This is a genomic window from Nonlabens sp. (genome assembly GCF_965660805.1).
GTDB lineage: Bacteria > Bacteroidota > Bacteroidia > Flavobacteriales > Flavobacteriaceae > Nonlabens.
Genome location: NZ_CBFIBE010000004.1, coordinates 35,597 through 54,919, shown reverse-complemented (window position 1 = coordinate 54,919; position 19,323 = coordinate 35,597). Strand labels below are relative to the sequence as shown.

Annotated in this window: 14 protein-coding genes; 1 reads left to right on the top strand and 13 read right to left on the bottom strand. The window is 38.1% G+C overall.

The window, feature by feature from the left end; all coding sequences use genetic code 11:
• Positions 1 to 31 precede the first annotated feature (31 nt).
• The 10 genes from ACTF48_RS02160 to ACTF48_RS02115 all read right to left on the bottom strand — a co-directional run bounded on the left by ACTF48_RS02160 (position 32) and on the right by ACTF48_RS02115 (position 13,971).
• Positions 32 to 1,384: a cytochrome P450 gene (locus ACTF48_RS02160; protein ID WP_438961493.1), complete on the bottom strand. Its 1,353-nt coding sequence runs from the start codon at positions 1,382 to 1,384 to the stop codon at positions 32 to 34.
• Positions 1,384 to 2,412, bottom strand: coding sequence for a Holliday junction branch migration DNA helicase RuvB (gene ruvB / locus ACTF48_RS02155; RefSeq protein WP_438961492.1), 1,029 nt, complete (start codon positions 2,410 to 2,412; stop codon positions 1,384 to 1,386). Before ruvB ends, ACTF48_RS02160 begins: the two co-directional genes overlap by 1 nt.
• A 116-nt stretch (positions 2,413 to 2,528) precedes the next feature.
• Positions 2,529 to 4,349, bottom strand: a complete 1,821-nt coding sequence (locus ACTF48_RS02150; protein WP_438961491.1) for a cytochrome c oxidase subunit I — start codon at positions 4,347 to 4,349, stop codon at positions 2,529 to 2,531.
• 5 nt (positions 4,350 to 4,354) lie between these two features.
• Positions 4,355 to 5,431, bottom strand: coding sequence for a cytochrome c oxidase subunit II (locus ACTF48_RS02145; RefSeq protein ID WP_438961490.1), 1,077 nt, complete (start codon positions 5,429 to 5,431; stop codon positions 4,355 to 4,357).
• 22 nt (positions 5,432 to 5,453) lie between these two features.
• Complete coding sequence (locus tag ACTF48_RS02140; protein ID WP_438961489.1) at positions 5,454 to 6,839, bottom strand: quinol:cytochrome C oxidoreductase; 1,386 nt, start codon at positions 6,837 to 6,839, stop codon at positions 5,454 to 5,456.
• 21 nt (positions 6,840 to 6,860) lie between these two features.
• Positions 6,861 to 7,592, bottom strand: a complete 732-nt coding sequence (locus ACTF48_RS02135; RefSeq protein WP_438961488.1) for a c-type cytochrome — start codon at positions 7,590 to 7,592, stop codon at positions 6,861 to 6,863.
• Positions 7,592 to 8,128: a DUF3341 domain-containing protein gene (locus ACTF48_RS02130; RefSeq protein WP_438961487.1), complete on the bottom strand. Its 537-nt coding sequence runs from the start codon at positions 8,126 to 8,128 to the stop codon at positions 7,592 to 7,594. The genes ACTF48_RS02135 and ACTF48_RS02130 overlap by 1 nt, the downstream gene beginning before the upstream one ends.
• Complete coding sequence (nrfD, locus tag ACTF48_RS02125) at positions 8,121 to 9,518, bottom strand: NrfD/PsrC family molybdoenzyme membrane anchor subunit (RefSeq protein WP_438961486.1); 1,398 nt, start codon at positions 9,516 to 9,518, stop codon at positions 8,121 to 8,123. Before nrfD ends, ACTF48_RS02130 begins: the two co-directional genes overlap by 8 nt.
• A gap of 28 nt (positions 9,519 to 9,546) precedes the next feature.
• On the bottom strand, positions 9,547 to 12,609 hold the full coding sequence (locus ACTF48_RS02120; RefSeq protein ID WP_438961485.1) for a TAT-variant-translocated molybdopterin oxidoreductase: 3,063 nt from the start codon (positions 12,607 to 12,609) through the stop codon (positions 9,547 to 9,549).
• Between the two features lie 21 nt (positions 12,610 to 12,630).
• Positions 12,631 to 13,971 (bottom strand): c-type cytochrome, encoded by a 1,341-nt coding sequence (locus tag ACTF48_RS02115; RefSeq protein ID WP_438961484.1) that lies wholly within the window; start codon positions 13,969 to 13,971, stop codon positions 12,631 to 12,633.
• A gap of 184 nt (positions 13,972 to 14,155) precedes the next feature.
• On the opposite strand from ACTF48_RS02115, the gene ACTF48_RS02110 reads away from it, so the two are divergent.
• Complete coding sequence (locus ACTF48_RS02110; RefSeq protein ID WP_438961483.1) at positions 14,156 to 14,530, top strand: SPOR domain-containing protein; 375 nt, start codon at positions 14,156 to 14,158, stop codon at positions 14,528 to 14,530.
• Between the two features lie 140 nt (positions 14,531 to 14,670).
• On the opposite strand, the gene infB is transcribed toward ACTF48_RS02110, so the two are convergent.
• The 3 genes from infB to rimP are packed head-to-tail and all read right to left on the bottom strand — an operon-like array spanning position 14,671 to position 19,216.
• A complete protein-coding gene (gene infB / locus ACTF48_RS02105; RefSeq protein ID WP_438961482.1) occupies positions 14,671 to 17,478 on the bottom strand; it encodes a translation initiation factor IF-2 in 2,808 nt (935 codons plus the stop codon).
• A 28-nt stretch (positions 17,479 to 17,506) separates the two neighbouring features.
• The gene (gene nusA, locus ACTF48_RS02100) at positions 17,507 to 18,739 is read right to left on the bottom strand and encodes a transcription termination factor NusA (protein WP_438961481.1); all 1,233 of its coding nucleotides are present in this window, start codon (positions 18,737 to 18,739) and stop codon (positions 17,507 to 17,509) included.
• 9 nt (positions 18,740 to 18,748) lie between these two features.
• The gene (gene rimP, locus ACTF48_RS02095) at positions 18,749 to 19,216 is read right to left on the bottom strand and encodes a ribosome assembly cofactor RimP (RefSeq protein WP_438961480.1); all 468 of its coding nucleotides are present in this window, start codon (positions 19,214 to 19,216) and stop codon (positions 18,749 to 18,751) included.
• Positions 19,217 to 19,323: the final 107 nt, after the last annotated feature.

Here is a 19,323-nt window from a genome sequence, read left to right as displayed (position 1 = left end):
AGCTTATTAATCAGAATAAATTAGAAATACACTATTGGTTCATTGTAGAATGGAAAATCAAATTTGCATTCCTAGGTTTCAGTGTTATTAATGGATGATAATCTATATGACCTTGAACTGTTTTTATTTCAAACTGCTCTAGCATTCTTCTTATTACAAGCATCATTTCCATCATCGCAAAATTATTACCTACACACATGCGCGGCCCGGCACCAAATGGAAAATAGAAATCTCTATACTTCTTTGCCTTTTCAGGAGTAAAACGTTCTGGAATAAATTGCTCTGGAGATTCCCATAAATCTTTACGGCGGTGCATTTCATAAAAAGAAACTAACCATATACTGTCCTTTTCTATTTTAAGGTGTGCGCACTGATCTGCTTCTAAGGCCACTCGATCAGTTACATAAGCTGGCGGATAGAGCCTTAAAGTTTCTTCCACACATTGTTTCAAGTATGGACTTTCCATGAGCTCACGCATCAAGGTATCTTCCTTTACATGATTAATTTCATTTTTCACTTTCTCTATTGCTCCTGGATGATGCGCCATGAGCTGCGCTGCAAAGCTGAGAGCATTAGCCGTAGTCTCGTGGCCTGCTATAAAGAGTACTAATATTTCATCTACGAGCTGATCATCTTCCATGTGCGTTCCATCTTCATAAGTACTATGTAATAGCATATCTAATAAATCACCTGGCTCTTTATCGCTTTCTCTTCTATTATTAATAATGGTCCTTAAAATCCCTCTAGCTTCATCTACCAGCGCTAGAGCATGTGGGACACTATTTCTACCTGAGAGCCATTCTCTATCAAAGTACCATTTCATCCATGGTATACGTAGTTCTTTAATGAGCATTTTTTGAGCATGCTCCGTAATATATTGAAGTCTACTTATTTTATTATCGAGATCATCTATGTCTGCAAAGTCAAAGAGACTTCTTGCCACTACTTTAAAGGCGAGATCATTAAAAATGGTATAAACATCAGTAATTGCTCCTAGCTGAATGCGGTTTAATTCTTCTTGAATCACTACATCCATAGTCTCCATGAAGTTATTTATGGATTTTTTATAAAATGCAGGTTGTATTAATTTTCTATTAGCCCGCCATTTTTCTCCGTTCTCTGTGAGCAAACCATGGCCTATATATTTTCCTAAATCATCAGTTTGTAAAGAGGATTTGTGAAAGTTCTTTTGATTTTTTTGAAGAATATGTTGGGTTATTTTTTCATCACAAGTAAAGTGAATCATCAAACCAGGTTTGGGACTTATCTTAAATGTATTCCCATACTTCTGGAAATTTTCTCTATGAAACGGCAATGGGTCTTTGTAGATCTGCCGTGATTTTGCCAGGAAGGTGAGCGATGGAACCTGTGAAATTTCTTTCATTAGTTATCAAATAAGCCTCCTATTACATTCCCTTTAATTTTACCTAGGTGTTTATAAGCAAGCTCCGTGACCTCACGACCACGCGGTGTACGCATGATAAATCCCTGCTGTATTAAAAATGGCTCATAGACCTCTTCAATAGTCTCTGCACTTTCTGATACTGCCGTAGCAATAGTGGTTAACCCTACTGGTCCTCCTTTGAATTTATCGATAATAGTGAGTAAGATTTTATTATCCATTTCATCGAGACCGTTTGCGTCTACATTAAGGGCCTTAAGTGAGTACTTAGCGATGTTAAGATCTATATTCCCATTACCCTTAATTTGAGCAAAATCTCGCACACGACGCAACAAGGCGTTTGCAATACGTGGCGTTCCACGGCTGCGGCCAGCTATTTCAATTGCCGCGTCTTCATGAATAGGCACATTTAAAATCTGTGCACTACGAGTAATTATAGTAGCTAATAATTCTGTGCTATAATATTGCAGCCTAGATTGAATCCCAAAACGTGCCCTCATAGGAGCTGTTAGTAATCCAGAACGTGTCGTAGCGCCTATAAGAGTAAAAGGTGCTAGATTAATTTGAACCGTACGAGCATTAGGTCCTGTCTCGATCATGATATCGATCTTATAGTCTTCCATAGCAGAGTACAAATATTCCTCTACAATAGGGCTTAATCTATGAATCTCATCTATAAAAAGAACGTCGCGCTCATCTAGGTTAGTTAGCAATCCTGCAAGATCACCTGGCTTATCTAAAACGGGTCCTGAAGTAACCTTAATACCTACACCTAACTCGTTTGCAAGAATATGCGCTAGGGTAGTTTTTCCTAATCCTGGCGGACCATGAAACAAAGCGTGATCAAGCGCGTCATCCCGCTGGTTTGCAGCCTCCACAAAAATCTTTAAATTCTCAAGTACTTGATCTTGCCCTGCAAAATCATCAAAACTTAAAGGCCTTAATGCTTTTTCTAAGTCGTTCTCTTCATTTGAGAAATGAGTTCCAGAAGGATCTAAATTTTCGTTCATATATCAAAGATAAGGAATGGCTTTTCTATACGCTTTCGCGAAAGCAAAAATCTACCGCATATAAAAACAAAAAAGCTGTTCCCACAAGAACAGCTTTTTAATATCGATGGAATCAATTAGTGATTCATTTCTTCTTCACCATCCTGTAAAGGAATATGCTGCGGTGCATAATCCTGACCTGCGATGACATATTCACCATCTTCATTAACCTTAGAATAATCATAAGCCCAACGGTGTACATGTGGAATAGGTCCATCCCAGTTACCATGAATGTGCTTATCTCCAGTAGTCCATTCTAATGTATTAGACTTCCAAGGATTTGCCGGAGCTTTTTTACCATAGAAGATAGAACTTACAAAATTGTACACAAAAATCAATTGTGCCAGTGCCGTTGCAATAGCAAAGTATGTAATTAAAGTATTAGTATCTGCCAGATCATCAAAATAAGGGAAATTTGTATTTGTGTAATAACGACGTGGTAAACCAGCCATTCCTATAAAGTGCATAGGGAAGAAAACACCATAAGCACCTATTGCAGTTAACCAAAAGTGTGCGTAACCCATTTTCTTGTTCATCATTTTGTTGAACATTTTAGGGAACCAGTGATATACTCCAGCAAATAAACCATACAGCGCAGATATACCCATTACTAAGTGAAAGTGTGCCACTACAAAATATGTATCGTGAACATTAATATCTAGTGTACTATCACCAAGAATAATTCCTGTTAAACCACCGGTAATAAAGGTAGATACTAACCCTATAGAAAATAACATAGCAGGATTGAGTTGCAAGTTACCTTTCCACAAAGTGGTGATATAATTAAAGGCTTTTACCGCAGAAGGAATCGCAATTAACAAGGTCGTAAAGGTAAAGACAGATCCTAGGAAAGGATTCATACCCGATACAAACATGTGGTGACCCCAAACAATGGTAGATAAAAATGCAATCGCAAGAATAGAAGCTACCATGGCACGATAACCGAAAATAGGTTTACGCGAATTAGTAGCGATAATCTCAGATGTAATACCGAGTGCTGGAAGTAAAACGATATAAACCTCAGGGTGACCTAAGAACCAGAAAAGGTGCTCAAATAACACCGGTGATCCACCTTGATGTGCTAGAACCTCACCCTTAATATAAATATCCGAAAGGAAGAATGATGTACCAAAACTTCTATCCATTATAAGTAATAATGCTGCCGCAAATAATACCGGAAAGGATACGATACCAATAATAGCTGTCACAAAAAATGCCCAAATGGTCAGTGGAAGTCTAGTCATAGACATTCCCTTAGTACGCATATTAATAACCGTTACGACATAATTCAATGAACCTAACAAAGAAGATGCAATAAAAATAGCCATAGATACTAACCAAAGTGTCATTCCCATACCAGATCCAGGCATAGCCTTTGCCACCGCACTTAGTGGCGGATAGACAGTCCATCCCGCTGCTGCCGGACCTAACTCTACAAACAGAGAACCGATCATGATAGCTGATGAAAGGAAGAACAACCAGTAAGAAACCATATTTAAAAATCCTGAAGCCATATCTCGTGCTCCAATTTGTAATGGAATCAAAAAGTTTGAGAAGGTTCCACTAAGTCCAGCTGTTAATACAAAGAATACCATAATAGTACCATGTATAGTAACTAATGCTAGATAAATATTAGGATCCATTACTCCGCCTGGTGCCCATTTACCCAGTAAAGCTTCAAATATAACATTAGGCTCTGCTGGATTAGCTATCTGCATTCTCATAAGTACAGACATCAAAATTCCTATAGCACCCATAATGAGTCCCGTAATAAGATATTGCTTAGCAATCATCTTATGATCTGTTGAGAAAATATATTTGGTTACAAAAGTTTCTTTGTGATGGTGGTGACCATCATCGTGTCCATGATCTGTTGCTGCTGCAATCACTTGTCCCATATATCTTAGTTTTCAGCGTTAGCTAAAGTTGATTCAAAAGTTGTTTGAGTTTTTAACCACTCATTATAGTCTTCCTCAGATTCGACTACTATTTTCATTTGCATGTTATAGTGCGAGGCACCACAAATTTTGTTACATAATAAATAGTAATCAAAGTCATATTGATCCAGAGCAACATCTCCTGCTGCTTCTAGTTCTTTACTTTTTTGTCGTCTAATTTCATTAATCTTACTAACTTTTCTTTTCATAAAGTCAGTAGCTCTATAATCCTCTGAGGTGACCGTAGGAGTAAAACTAAATGTAGTTACCATACCTGGTACAACATTCATTTGCGCTCTAAAGTGAGGCATATAGGCCGAGTGTAAAACATCTTGACTACGGAACTTAAAAACTACAGGTCTATTTACAGGTAAGTGTAATTCAGTAGCTACCATATCATCTTTACCATCAGCATCAGTAGGGTCTATACCTAAAACATTAGTTCCTTCAATAAAACGGACGTTTGCATCACCTAAGGTGTTATCTGCTCCACTGTATCTAACTTTCCAACCAAACTGGTAAGCATAAACTTCAACTACTAGAGGGTCATCATGCTTATCTACGTCCATGATATCATTCCATGAAAATAATCCCCAAAGAATAAGACCTGCTAAAACTACAACTGGTATAGCTGTCCAAATAAACTCCAGACGATCGTTATCTGCATAGAATAATGCTTTTTGTCCCTTTTTACCTCTGTACTTATAACTGAACCAGTGCAATAATGCCTGTGTTAAAAACTGCACAATCATTATGACAACAGTCGTAAGAAGCAATAAGTTATCGTACTCAGCACCATGCGCAGATGCAGCATCAGGAAGGAAAAAGTCCTTATAAGCAATAAAACAAGCAATCATCATTACATACATGGCGATCACAAAATAGAGCATGTATTTTCCATGACGATCATTATCTGAGTCATTGGCTATTTCACCTTGAGCTCCTGTTGCTTCAGGAGACTTACCTAGCTGAACGATTTTCGAGATTTGCCATAATGCGATAACAAATAACGCGGCAATTAATATGATAAGAAATGCTGTCATTTCAGTGTTTTTCAATAATTAATTAATAGTGAAAGTGTTTGCTTTCTCCAATGAATGGATCTCCTTTAGGTAGTAAAGGTGCTTTAGAAATAGAGTTAAAGATTACTAGTAAGAAAAGACCAGCAAACAACATAAATGAACCTATCTCAGGCATACCGATAAACCAAGACTCTCCTACTGTAGCAGGCATAACCATTACGTAAATATCTAGGTAATGTCCAAGTAATATAAAAATACCTGCCGTTACAACAAACCAATTCACACGTTTGAAGTCGGAATTCATTAAGATTAATAACGGGAAAAGGAAATTAATGGCTACCATCCCAAAGAACAAGATATTATAATCTTCTATTCTTGTTACAAAGTATGTTACCTCTTCTGGGATATTTGAATACCAGATCAACATAAACTGGGAGAACCATAAGTACGTCCAGAAAATGCTAACACCAAACATGAATTTAGCTAAGTCATGGATATGGGAATCATTAATATGTTCTAAATGACCCTTAGATTTTAAATATATCGTCACTAAAGCGATCACCGTAATTCCACTTACAAACATACTAGCAAATACATACCAGCCAAATAATGTTGAGAACCAGTGTGGATCAAAACTCATGATCCAGTCCCAAGACATGATAGATTCTGTAACGATAAAGAATACAAGAAATGCTGCAGAGTGCTTAAAGCCTTTTTTATACCATACATTTCCTTGTGGCTCTTCATCCTGTTTTAAGGAGAACTTACGGATGTTCCAGCGATATAAATTCCAACCTACTAAAAATGCACCAGCTCTAATTAACCAAAATGGTACATTCAAGAAGCCTGTCTTTCCTGCAACAATGGCATCATAATTTTCATGACCTACTACATCTACACCTTCATTCATCCATACAAATATGTGATTGATATGTAAACCACTTAACAAAAGCAGAATAAACATAATGATACCACCAGGTAATATATAACTACTTATTCCTTCCATTACTCTAAAAAGGCCTGGAGACCATCCTGCTTGCGCTACTTTTTGTACCGCATAAAAGGCAAGGACACCTAGTCCTATCATAAAGAAAAAGAAACAGGCCACATATAGCGCTGACCAAGGTTTATTTGCTAGTTGATGATATAAGTGCTCGATATGCTCAGCACTATCATGACCTGATGCATGAGCATCACCATGATCCATGGTGGCATGATTATCAGAGCCGTGTTCATCTCCATGTGTGGCAACTTGATGCGTGTCAGCAGCAGCGTGGTGATCTCCATGATGAGATGCTTCATCTGCAAGCATTTGTTTAACGTCCTCTTCAGAATGAGGTGCGTTAAAAAATCCTACTACCGTTAGAAGTGCTCCTAACCCAATAAGGACAAATGCGAAAATTTTTAATTTACTTGAAACTTTATACATATTATCAAATTTCGTGGTCGATTACTCGCCTTCTGTTGATGAATGATTTTCTTGACTATCGTGATCTTCATCATGTGAATCCCCATCATGCGCATCAGCACTATGGTGATCCATATCATGTCCATCTTCGGCATGAGTCATGTCCACAGTTTCTTGAACTGTTACAAATTCTTGACGGTCTTGCCCTTTTAAATCTCTAGTTAAGGCATCAACATGATGAGCTATTTGCCATCTTTCCTCAATAGAGGTTTGAGAAGCATAAGACCCCATATAGTTAATTCCCCAGTACATAACGTGATAAATAGATCCTTGAGATAACTCACGTGCATCATAAGAAGGCACACCTAAAATCTTTTCAGTTTTCACTAAATGTCCTTGACCATCACCTTTTTTACCATGGCATATTGCGCAATAAATGTTGTACAATTCTTCACCAGTTGCAAGATTCTCCTCTGTGTATGGCAATGGATTTGTTAATTCTGCTTTCGCGGAAGCGTATCCCTCATTAGAATCTGGATACTCATAAGGCATCCATCCTCTACTTACCGTTCCTTCTACTGGCGTTTGAGCTTCAACATTTCCAGGAAAAATATCTCCTTCTTGATAAGTTTCATAGCCTGCAGACTCATACATATTAGGGAAGTACTGTGCACTTCTGTCTGATTTTGCATCTACCGCTTTATCCTCACCACCACATGATATAATCAATAGTGAAGCAACAGCGTAAATGAATGTTTGAAAATATCTATTCATTAGTGTGCGTCTTTGTCAATTATTTTAATTTCTACGGCTCCAGTACTCGTTAAAAATGAGCTCATCTCATCAAGATCTTTACCAGCTGCATCTACTTCCATTAAAAAGTGATCATCTGTGGTTCTTACATCCGGATTTTCAGCTTTTTTAAACGGCCATAATCTACTTCTTAAATAAAAAGTAATTACCATTAAGTGAGCTGCAAAAAACACTGTTAACTCAAACATAATAGGTACAAAGGCTGGCATATTCTCTAAGTAAGAGAAACTAGGTTTACCACCTATATTCTGTGGCCAGTCCTGAATCATTATATAATTCATCATTACTGTTGCAACCGTAAGTCCAACTATTCCATAAAGAAAGGCATTAATCGCAAGACGTGTGTCTGCAATACCCATCGCTTTTTCTAGTCCGTGCACAGGAAAAGGTGTAAAAACCTCTTCTATGTGATAGTGCTTTTCTCTGACTTGTTTTACAGCGCTTAGTAAAACGTCATCATCAGTATAAAGAGCATGTATTGTTTTAGTACTACTCATGGCTTGCCTCCTTTTCTTCTCTTAATTTTTTGTATTTACTTCCACTAGACTTTAAGATAGATTTCACCTCTGCCTGTGCAATAACTGGGAATGTTCTAGAATACAATAGGAATAATACAAAGAAGAAACCAATTGTACCGATGAAGATTCCAATATCTACAAACGTAGGTGAGAACATGGTCCATGAAGATGGTAAATAATCTCTATGTAAGGAAGTAACGATGATTACAAAACGCTCAAACCACATTCCTATGTTTACAACAATAGATATAATAAAAGAGAACATAATACTCGTTCTAAGCTTCTTAAACCACATAAATTGTGGTGAGAAAACGTTACAGGTCATCATAGCCCAGTAAGCCCATGCATAAGGTCCCGTTGCTCTATTTAAAAACGCATACTGCTCATACTCTACACCTGAATACCAAGCTACAAACAGCTCAGTGATATAAGCCACACCTACGATAGAGCCTGTAATCATGATTACAATATTCATCAATTCAATATGCTGGATGGTAATATAATTTTCTAAGTGAACCACTTTTCTCATTACGATCAAAAGTGTGTTTACCATAGCAAAACCAGAGAATACCGCTCCTGCCACAAAGTATGGTGGAAAGATCGTAGTGTGCCATCCTGGTATTACGGAAGTAGCAAAGTCAAAGGATACAATAGTGTGTACAGAAAGTACTAAAGGAGTTGCAAGCCCTGCAAGTACCAAGGATACTTCTTCAAAACGTTGCCAATCTTTAGCTCTACCAGACCATCCAAAAGAAAGTATTCCATAAATCTTTTTATTAAAAGGAGTAATCGCTCTGTCACGGATCATTGCAAAATCAGGAAGCAATCCAGTCCACCAGAACACTAACGATACTGACAAATATGTAGAAATCGCAAATACATCCCAAAGAAGTGGCGAGTTAAAATTCACCCATAAAGAACCAAATTGATTAGGAATAGGTAATACCCAATATGCTAACCATGGACGACCCATGTGAATAATAGGGAACAATCCAGCCTGGACCACGGAGAATATAGTCATAGCCTCTGCAGAACGGTTAATCGCCATTCTCCATTTCTGACGGAAAAGCAATAGTACCGCCGAAATCAATGTTCCCGCGTGACCGATACCTACCCACCAAACAAAGTTAGTAATATCCCAAGCCCAACCTACGGTCTTGTTCAGACCCCAAACACCTATACCGGTAGAGATCGTATAAATAATGCATCCTATTCCATAAAGAAAAGCTATAAGCGCGATTGTAAAAACAATCCACCATTGCTTATTTGCTTCACCTTCTACTGGTGCAGCGATATCCCTGGTTACATCTGAGTAAGACTTATCTCCTGTAACTAGAGCTCTTCTTATGGGCGCTTCGTAATGAGCCATAATGTATTGATTAGTTTTCTTTATTAATTTATGAGTTCCTTACCTTAACCTGATACATCACGTTAGGCTCAGTTCCTACTTCTTCTAATAAGTGATACATACGATCGCTATTCTTAAGCTTAGTGATCTCTGCATCTTTATCGTTAATATCTCCAAATTTGATAGCGCCATTTGAACATGCATTTGAACATGCCGTAGCAAACTCACCATCTTTGATCATGCGGCCATCTTTTTTAGCTTCAAGAATGGTCATTTGTGTCATTTGAATACACATTGAACATTTCTCCATAACTCCACGAGATCTTACCGTAACATCTGGATTAATTACCATACGACCTAAATCGTTATTCATGTGGTAATCAAACTCATCATTCCCGTTATATAAGAACCAGTTAAAACGACGTACTTTATAAGGACAGTTATTTGCACAATAACGCGTACCTACACAACGGTTATAAGCCATGTGATTTTGACCTTGACGACCATGTGAAGAAGCCGCTACAGGACATACTGTTTCACAAGGAGCGTGATTACAGTGCTGACACATAATAGGCTGGAATGCTACTTGAGGATTATCTGCTGGGTTTTCTAACTCACCAAATCCACCTAAAGATCCATTATCACCAAATAATCCGTCAAAACCATCCTTCTTCTCCTCATCAGCTTCAAAGCTATCTTCAGAAGAGTAATATCTATCGATACGTAACCAGTGCATATCACGAGACTTTCTAATCTCAGATTTACCTACAACTGGCACGTTATTCTCTGCGTGACATGCTACTACACAAGCACCACAACCCGTACAAGCGTTTAAGTCTATAGACATATTAAAGTGGTGACCCGTTGTACGGTCAAAACTTGTCCATAAATCAACATCTGGAGATGTCACAGGCGTTTCAATGTGATTCAATGAAACTTCAGGAACTGGATTAAACTCGTGCTTATCTCCTTTAATATAAGTAGCTAATTCTGTTTCGCGTATAATATCGCGACCCATCATAGTATTTTGTAATTGTGTACATGCAAACTCATGCCATTCACCTACATTTTCAACCGATACTGACTGTATAGATGATCCTCCTTTAAAGAATGGATAAGCATTAACACCAGTTTGCATTTCAGTCTGAATGGCCGCTGTTTTACCATAACCTAAGGCGATACCTATAGTACCTTGTGCCTGACCAGGTTGAATAAGTGCAGGCAGCTTGCGCTCCACACCATTCATCTTAACTACTACGTAGTTACCATTTAAAGCACCATCTGCTACGTTCTCATTTTCTACACCGAGAGCTTCGGCATCTTTCTGAGAAATAGTAACATAATTATCCCAAGTAGTTCTCGTAATAGGATCTGGAAGTTCTTGCAACCATGGGTTATTAGCCTGTGATCCGTCACCTAAACCAGTCTTAGTGTAAAGCGTGAGTTCATATCCAGATGGTTTTTTAGCACTTGCCATTTCTGACAGAGCAGCACTATTAGACACTTCTGGAGCCACTACTTCGGCCACTGTTGTAGCAGTAGTTGACATAAAGAAACCATCTTGTAATCCTTTAGACCAGCTTGCACCAGCGGCTACAGAAGTTTCTTTTAAAAAGTCTTTATATGATGAATCACTGCCAGACCACTTTAATAAAGTGTCTTGCATTTGACGGGTATCAAATATTGGATGAATAGTAGGCTGTGATAAAGAAATCATTCCTTTTTTGATTTCTGTATCTCCCCAAGCTTCTAAGTAGTGCGGTGTTGTAGCCACATAATCACACTTCTGTGCAGTTGCATCTTCTCTAGAAGCAAACGAGACTTTAAGTGCTACTTTTTCCATCGCTTTCGCGAAAGCGTCACTATTATCATAACTATAGATAGGATCAACACCTGCAATAAATAAGGCGCCTACTGAACCAGCCTGCATGTCTTTAACTAACTGATCTACAGCTTTACGATCACCTTGACGAGTCATAATAGGTGCTGATGTATCAACGATAGTACTGTTTAACTTCTCGTTAATAGCAAGCACTAGTTGTTGCGCTGCTTGATCTGGAAGACCACATAAAACAACCGCTTTACTACCAGCCTTAGAAAGTTTTTGAGCAGTTTGTTCAACAACCTTTGCGACCTTATCACTTAATGAAACATTTGCAGCTCCACCTACTAATTTACTATATAAGGCAGCAAGGATATGCTTTTGTTCCGTAGGAGTAACTGGGTAACGCAAATCAGCATTTGCCCCAGATAACGTCATATTAGATTCAAACTGAACGTGATGTGACATTTTTCCATTAGAAGGAACTCTAGACGCTGCATAACCTTTATCAAATCCGCCACCTTGCCAGTTCCCTACAAAATCTGCCCCTATAGAAACTATAGTCTCAGCATCTGTAAAATCATAATCTGCAAGACCTCTTACACCATATTTAGATTGAAAAGCATTTAAAGCTCCATCCTCACCTACGGTATCATAAGTTACGTGACGTACATTAGTATATTTTTCCTTGAACATTTCAAGAATTGCAGCTGTTGATGGACTAGCAAAAGTCTGAGTCAACACGACAATCTCTTTTCCGTTCAAACTATTAAGCTGAGCAGCAACCTCATTATCTAAAGTTTCCCAAGTAGACTCAGCACCTTTTACAAGTGGAGTCTTTAAGCGATTGTTATCATATAAGGAAAGTACAGATGCGTGTACACGTGCATTTGCATGACCGCGGTATTTTGCATCTTTATTACTTTCTATTTTAATAGGTCTTCCTTCACGAGTTTTAACTAAAATACTTGCAAAATCATAACCATCGGCTATGGTAGTCGCATAATAGTTTGCCATACCAGGAATGATTTGCTCTGGTTGGTTCACGTAAGGTACTGAGTAAATCACAGGTCCTTCACAAGCTGCAAGCGATGCTGCTGCTGTACTAAAACCTACATACTTTAAAAAATCTCTACGCGTAGTAGAAGACTCTTCCATTACGTCATTATTTCCTAAAAACTCCTCGGTTGGAATAGGTGCAGCAAATTCATTTTGCTCAAGATTTTTTACGATCTCGTTGCCTTCATCAAGCTGCGCAGTACTTTTCCAATATTTCTTAGTAGTAGCCATAAATATATCTAAAACTATTAATTAATAGTGGCATTTACCACATTCAAGACCTCCTAAGTCTGCAATAGTAAGCTTTTTACCACCACGCTTCTTAGATAGTTCTTCATGAATTTTCTCGTAGTATCCGTTATTTTCTAGATCTACATTAGTTTCTCTGTGACAGTTAATACACCAGCCCATTGTTAATGGCGAGTACTGATACATCACTTCCATTTCTTCCACTGGACCATGACATTGCTGGCACTCTATATTACCTGCTGTAACATGCTGTGCATGATTAAAATAAGCTAGATCTGGAAGATTATGAATACGCACCCATCGTACTGGCTTTGTTTCTCCAGTAAACTTTTGCTCATCTGCATCCCAACCTGTGGCTGCATACAGCTTTTCAATTTCTTTATTGTAATCCACGCCATATTCATTCATCCCTTCTTGGTAAGTAGCATCAGCAACCTCACCTATAGATTTGTGACAGTTCATACAAACATTTAGAGAAGGAATCCCTGAGTGCTTAGATTCTCGAGCACTTGAGTGACAGTACTTACACTCTATTTGATTCGTTCCAGCATGTATTCTGTGTGAATAATGAATAGGTTGAACAGGAGCATATCCTTGATCAACACCTACCGACATTAATGCTCCGTATGCAAAATAAGCACTAGCAAGTAATAAAAAGACAGCAGTCACTAGAACCAAGAACTGATTCTCAACAAAAGCCTTCCATACAGGACGACGTTGTTCTTTTTCTACATCGCTCTCTTGCACCATTCCATTAGCCTCAGCAAACCTCTTCAACGTTTTATTTACTACAAAGAGTAACGTAGTAAGTAAAATCAGTATTAAGGCTAGCGCCGCAAGCACGATACTATTTAATGAATTATCCACAGGACCAGCTGTTCCAGCTCCATCTACAGCCGCAACCGTAGTACTAGGCGCAGGCTTAGGAGTATCTGTGTACGCAAGTATATTATCTATATCCACGTTACTCAATGCGGGAAACGCATTCATAGCCGTCTGATTATACTCATTATAGATAGCTACCGCCTGAGGATCTCCAGACTCAATCATCGCTGCAGAGTTTTTTACCCAGCTGTAGAGCCACTCGCGATCATATTTTTGTGAAACTCCAAAAAGAGCTGGGCCAACTCCTTTTTTATAAAGTTTATGACAAGCAGCACAGTTTGCTTTAAAAAGCGCTTCTCCTGCCGCTGCATCAGCTCCTCCAGTTGCTTCTACAGGTACCGCTGGATCATCATTACCGATGGCTGCTTCTTGAGCATAAACGTTTAAAGATGAAAACGTTACAAAAACAGACGCCAGTACAAACTGCCAAGCGGAAAAATGTAATTTCCTTTTTATCATGTCTTTTACTAAATATTGCAATAAATTTGGCACAATAATTACGGTATTTTACCGCATCGTAAATGCTTTCGCAAAAATAAGGTATAAAGTCTATAATTTTGCAGCAGTTATTTTGAACAAAATAATTTATAATAATTCTAAATAAGTACGCTTTCGCGAAAGCGAAATTATCAAATCATCCATTATGTTTAAACGCCTGAATTCAAGAATAGTAGTCATTACAGCCTTAATCATGGCTGGTAATATAGCTCGTGCCCAGAGCTCAGAAAAAATTCAAGAATCAAAGATAGAAAGCCTTATTTCCATGAAGATTTCCATGGATAAAAAAGGAAAATTCCAAGATAGATTCACGATACAATTATTCTATGGCGAGATGGAAGGAGCAAAAAAAATAGAAACACAATACAAAGAGCTTGAACTCACTTGGGAATCAAAAATGGAATATGAAGCACCAAATTTTAAAGTTTGGGTAGGCAGTTATCGCAATAAACTGGACGCTGAACGTGCTTTACTAGAAGTAAAAAAGGAATTCCCTAATGCCTTTATTTTAAAACCATAACAGAAAGCATTATAAAAACAAATTGAATTTATAAAGTCTTAATTAATAGTTTCTTTTAAAGTCACTATAAACACAAATAGGTCTAAAACAAAAAGGGCGATTTCTTATGAAATCGCCCTTTTTATGTATAATACTGAAATCTATTTCAATTTCTTTTTAACCTCTACTTCTCTGAAACATTCAATGATATCTCCTTCATGTAAATCATTATAGTTCTTGATTTGCATACCACATTCATATCCTTTTGCAACTTCCTTAACGTCATCTTTGAAACGTTTTAGAGCTGATAATTCACCTGTGTAAACCACGACGCCATCACGTATTAATCTCACGCCACTATTGCGGTATATCTTACCATCTGTAACCATACAACCTGCAATGGTTCCAACTTTAGATATTTTAAAAGTCGCACGGATCTCTGCGTTACCGGTAATCTCTTCTTTCAACTCTGGAGAAAGCATTCCCTCCATAGCATCTTTAAGATCATTAATGGCATCATAGATAATGGAGTACATACGGATATCTACCTCTTCTTGCTCTGCAAGAGATCTAGCATTACCTTGAGGTCTCACATTGAACCCTATAATAATCGCATCTGATGCTGAGGCTAATAGAACATCACTTTCAGTAATAGCACCTACAGCTTTATGGATAATGTTTACTTGTATTTCTTCAGTAGAAAGTTTCTGGAAAGAATCAGTTAATGCCTCAACAGAACCATCTACATCACCTTTAAGTATTAAATTCAATTCTTTAAAGTCACCCAGCGCTATACGACGTCCTATCTCATCAAGTGATAGTGTTTTTTGTGTTCTTACAGACTGCTCACGTTGTAGTTGAGTACGTTTAGAAGCAATATCTTTTGCCTCCTTTTCATCTTCAAAAACGTTAAACTTATCACCTGCAGTAGGCGCGCCATCTAATCCTAAAATAGAAACTGGAGTAGAAGGTCCTGCTACCTGAACATTTTTACCACGTTCATCCTGCATCGCTTTTACCTTACCGTGATTGCGACCTGCAAGGACATAATCACCTATTCTAAGAGTTCCCGCCTGAACAAGAACTGTAGATACATATCCACGACCTTTATCTAGGAACGCTTCTACAACTGTACCTAATGCCGGTTTATCTGGGTTTGCTTTAAGATCCAGCAACTCTGCTTCTAATAGTACTTTTTCTAAAAGTTCTTCTACACCTTGCCCTGTTTTTGCAGAGATGTCATGGGACTGGATTTTACCACCCCAATCTTCTACTAACAAATTCATTTGAGCGAGAGTTTCTTTAATCTTATCTGGGTTTGCTGCCTCTCTATCTACCTTATTAATGGCAAAAACGATAGGAACACCAGCGGCTTGTGCGTGACTAATTGCCTCCTTAGTTTGTGGCATCACATCATCATCTGCAGCAATAACAATAATAGCAAGGTCAGTAACCTGAGCACCACGAGCTCTCATCGCAGTAAAGGCTTCGTGACCTGGAGTATCTAAAAAGGCTATTTTCTGACCGCCTTTAAGCTCAACTCCATAAGCACCGATGTGCTGTGTAATCCCACCACTTTCACCTGCGATAACATTTTCTTCACGTATATAATCGAGTAAAGATGTTTTACCATGATCTACGTGACCCATTACGGTAACAATAGGAGCACGGCTTAATAGATCCTCTTCATTATCTTCTACCTCAGTAATACTTTCTTCTATATCAGCATTTACAAACTCTACCTCATAACCAAATTCCTCTGCAACAATAGAAATTGTTTCTGCATCGAGTCTTTGGTTCATGGTTACCATCATTCCTAAGGACATACAGGCACCTATCACCTGGTTCACTGCCACGTCCATCATAGTAGATATGTCACTTACGGTAACAAACTCTGTTACCTGTAAGATTTTCTCTTCTGAATCTAACTGCTCTTGAGCTTCTACCTTTTCACGGTGAGAATCCCTTTTATCTCTACGATATCTTGCTGCTTTAGATTTAGAAGACTTCCCTTGAAGTTTTTCAAGAGTTTCTCTAACCTGTTTTTGGATTTCCTCTTCTGTAGGCTCTGCCTTTACAATAGGAGCACGTTTCTGACCTGAGCCACGTCTATTACCACCAGAGCGGTTATTACCTCCAGCACCACCTGGCGCTTTAGTAATTCTCTTGCGTTTACCTTTTCTAGGATCCTCTTTTTTCTTAGGCTTTTTAAATTGAGAAAGATCAATCGTTTTACCGGTAACCTTAAGCCCACCTAGTTTTTGATATTCTGTTTTAATTTTTTCTGGCTCTTGATTTTCATCAGTCGCCGGAGCTGCGTCAGCTTTAGGAGTTTCCTCTTTCTTTACTTCAACCTTAGGGGTTTCTACCTCAGGTTGCTTCTTGCCATCTGCAGGCTTTTGAGCCTTAGGCTTTTCTGGGGCAACTTGTTTTTTCTTAGGAGCTTTTTTCTTTTTAGGCTCTAGATTTATTTTACCTTTAACCTTAGTCTCCTGAACCTTAGGCCTGTTAGAAACCACCTTAGGGGTAGTATCAACATCTTCAGTTGCAACTGGAGCTTCTACCTTCTCTTCTTTAGGTTGTTGAGTCGCTTCTTCCTTTTTATCGGTCGCGTCTTTAGTGCCATCGGATAAGTCAACCTTACCTACTTGCTTAGGACCATCTAGGGTAGCTTTGGCCTTGATAACCTCTTGTCTTCGCTGCTTTTCTTCCTGCTCCTTTTCACGCTTTTCTCGCAATTCCTCTTGCTCCTTGCGACGTTCCTTTCCTACTTCTTTAGAAGCTACTTTTTTACTCTTGTCAGTTTGAAACTCATCTGCAAGTGCTTGATAAACGTGCGTATCAATTTTTGTGGTAGGTCTAGCCTCTATCTCGATTCCTTTAGAGGAAAGATATTCCACAGCACGATCCAGAGATATATTAAATTCTCTTAGCACCTTATTGAGTCTCATGTTCTTTACTTCGGCCATAAATGGTTATGGGTTGACTTTATTTTAACTAATCTTCAAATTCTGACTTAAGAATATTGACAACTTCTAAAACTGTCTCTTCTTCTAAGTCGGTACGCTTTATTAAGTCTGCTATTTCATGCTCTAAGATACTTTTTGCGGTATCCAGACCTATTTTTGCAAACTCTTCTATGATCCATGGTTCGATTTCATCGCTAAACTCTGCAAGTTCAACATCTTCTTCTGCACCATCTCTGATCACATCTATATCATAACCGGTTAATTTACCAGCTAATCTTATATTATGTCCTCTTCTTCCTATCGCTTTAGAAACCTCTTCAGGATTCAATCTTACCTCAGCCTTTTTAGTCTCTTCATTTATTTCCATAGAAATAATTTTCGCTGGACTAAGTGCTCTAGCGATATATAATTGAGTATTTGCCGTAAAGTTAATAACGTCTATGTTCTCATTACCTAGTTCTCTAACGATACCATGAATACGAGAACCTTTAACACCTACACAGGCACCTACAGGATCTATACGATCATCATAACTATCTACAGCTACCTTTGCCTTTTCACCTGGCTCACGCACTACAGCTTTTACAGTAATTAAGCCGTCAAAAACCTCTGGGATTTCTTGCTCAAATAACTTTTCTAAGAATTTAGGAGAAGTACGAGAAAGTATGATATTAGGCTTATTACCTCTTAACTCTACGCTTTCTATGATACCTCTTACATTTTCACCCTTTCTAAAGAAATCAGAACTGATCTGACGATCCTTAGGCATAATGATCTCATTACCATCATCATCTAATAAGATAATAGCTCTGTGACGTATGTGATGTACCTCAGCACTATACAATTCTCCTTCTAATTCCTTAAATTGCTTGTATATGTTTGTGTTATCGTGTTCGTGAATTTTTGCAATAAGGTTTTGTCTTAAGGCAAGAATAGCACGTCTACCTAGCTGAATAAGCTTTACTTCCTCAGCTACGTCTTCACCTACTTCATAATCTGGTTCAATTTTGCGAGCTGCACTCAATTCAATTTCTGAATTATCGTCCTCCACTTCACCATCTGCAACCACAACACGGTTACGCCAGATCTCTAAATCTCCTTTATCTGGGTTAATAATAATATCAAAGTTGTCATCATCACCGTACTTTCTTTTGAGAGCACTTCTAAAAACGTCTTCTAAGATCGCCATCAATGTGACGCGATCTATCATTTTATCATCTTTAAACTCAGAAAAAGACTCGATCAATGCGAGATTTTCCATATTCACTTATTAATTAAATGTTATCACCACTTTTGCTTGTTTAATGTCGTCATAACTGATCGACCACTCTTTTTGCACGGTTACTTTCCCCTTACCTACAGGCTTAGGTTCGCGCGCTTTCCACTGAATCACCACTCCTTGATCATTTGCATCAACAAGCTCTCCAGTTTCTTTTCTCTTCTCCTTATCAATTACCTCTAGCTGTCTCCCTACATTTCTTTTAAATTGTCTAGGAAAACTAAGCGGCGCACTTGCTCCTGCACTAGCCACTTCTAGAGCAAAATCTATTTCATCACGATCTAGGTTATGCTCCACAGCTCTAGAAACAAAAATACAATCTGCAACCGTCACTCCTTCATCACCATCTATGATTACTTTTATCTCATTGCTACCATCTATAGTCATGTCCATTAAGAACAAATCAGGTCGCTCTTCAAAAGCATCATCTAGTAAGTCTTGTACTTTTTCTTTTAACATATTTTATAAAAAGAGGGGACAGATGTCCCCTCATATTGTTTAAATACTTTGCAAATATACTACTTTTTTAGGCTTTTGCAAGTACAAATCAATACTTCTACATTGAA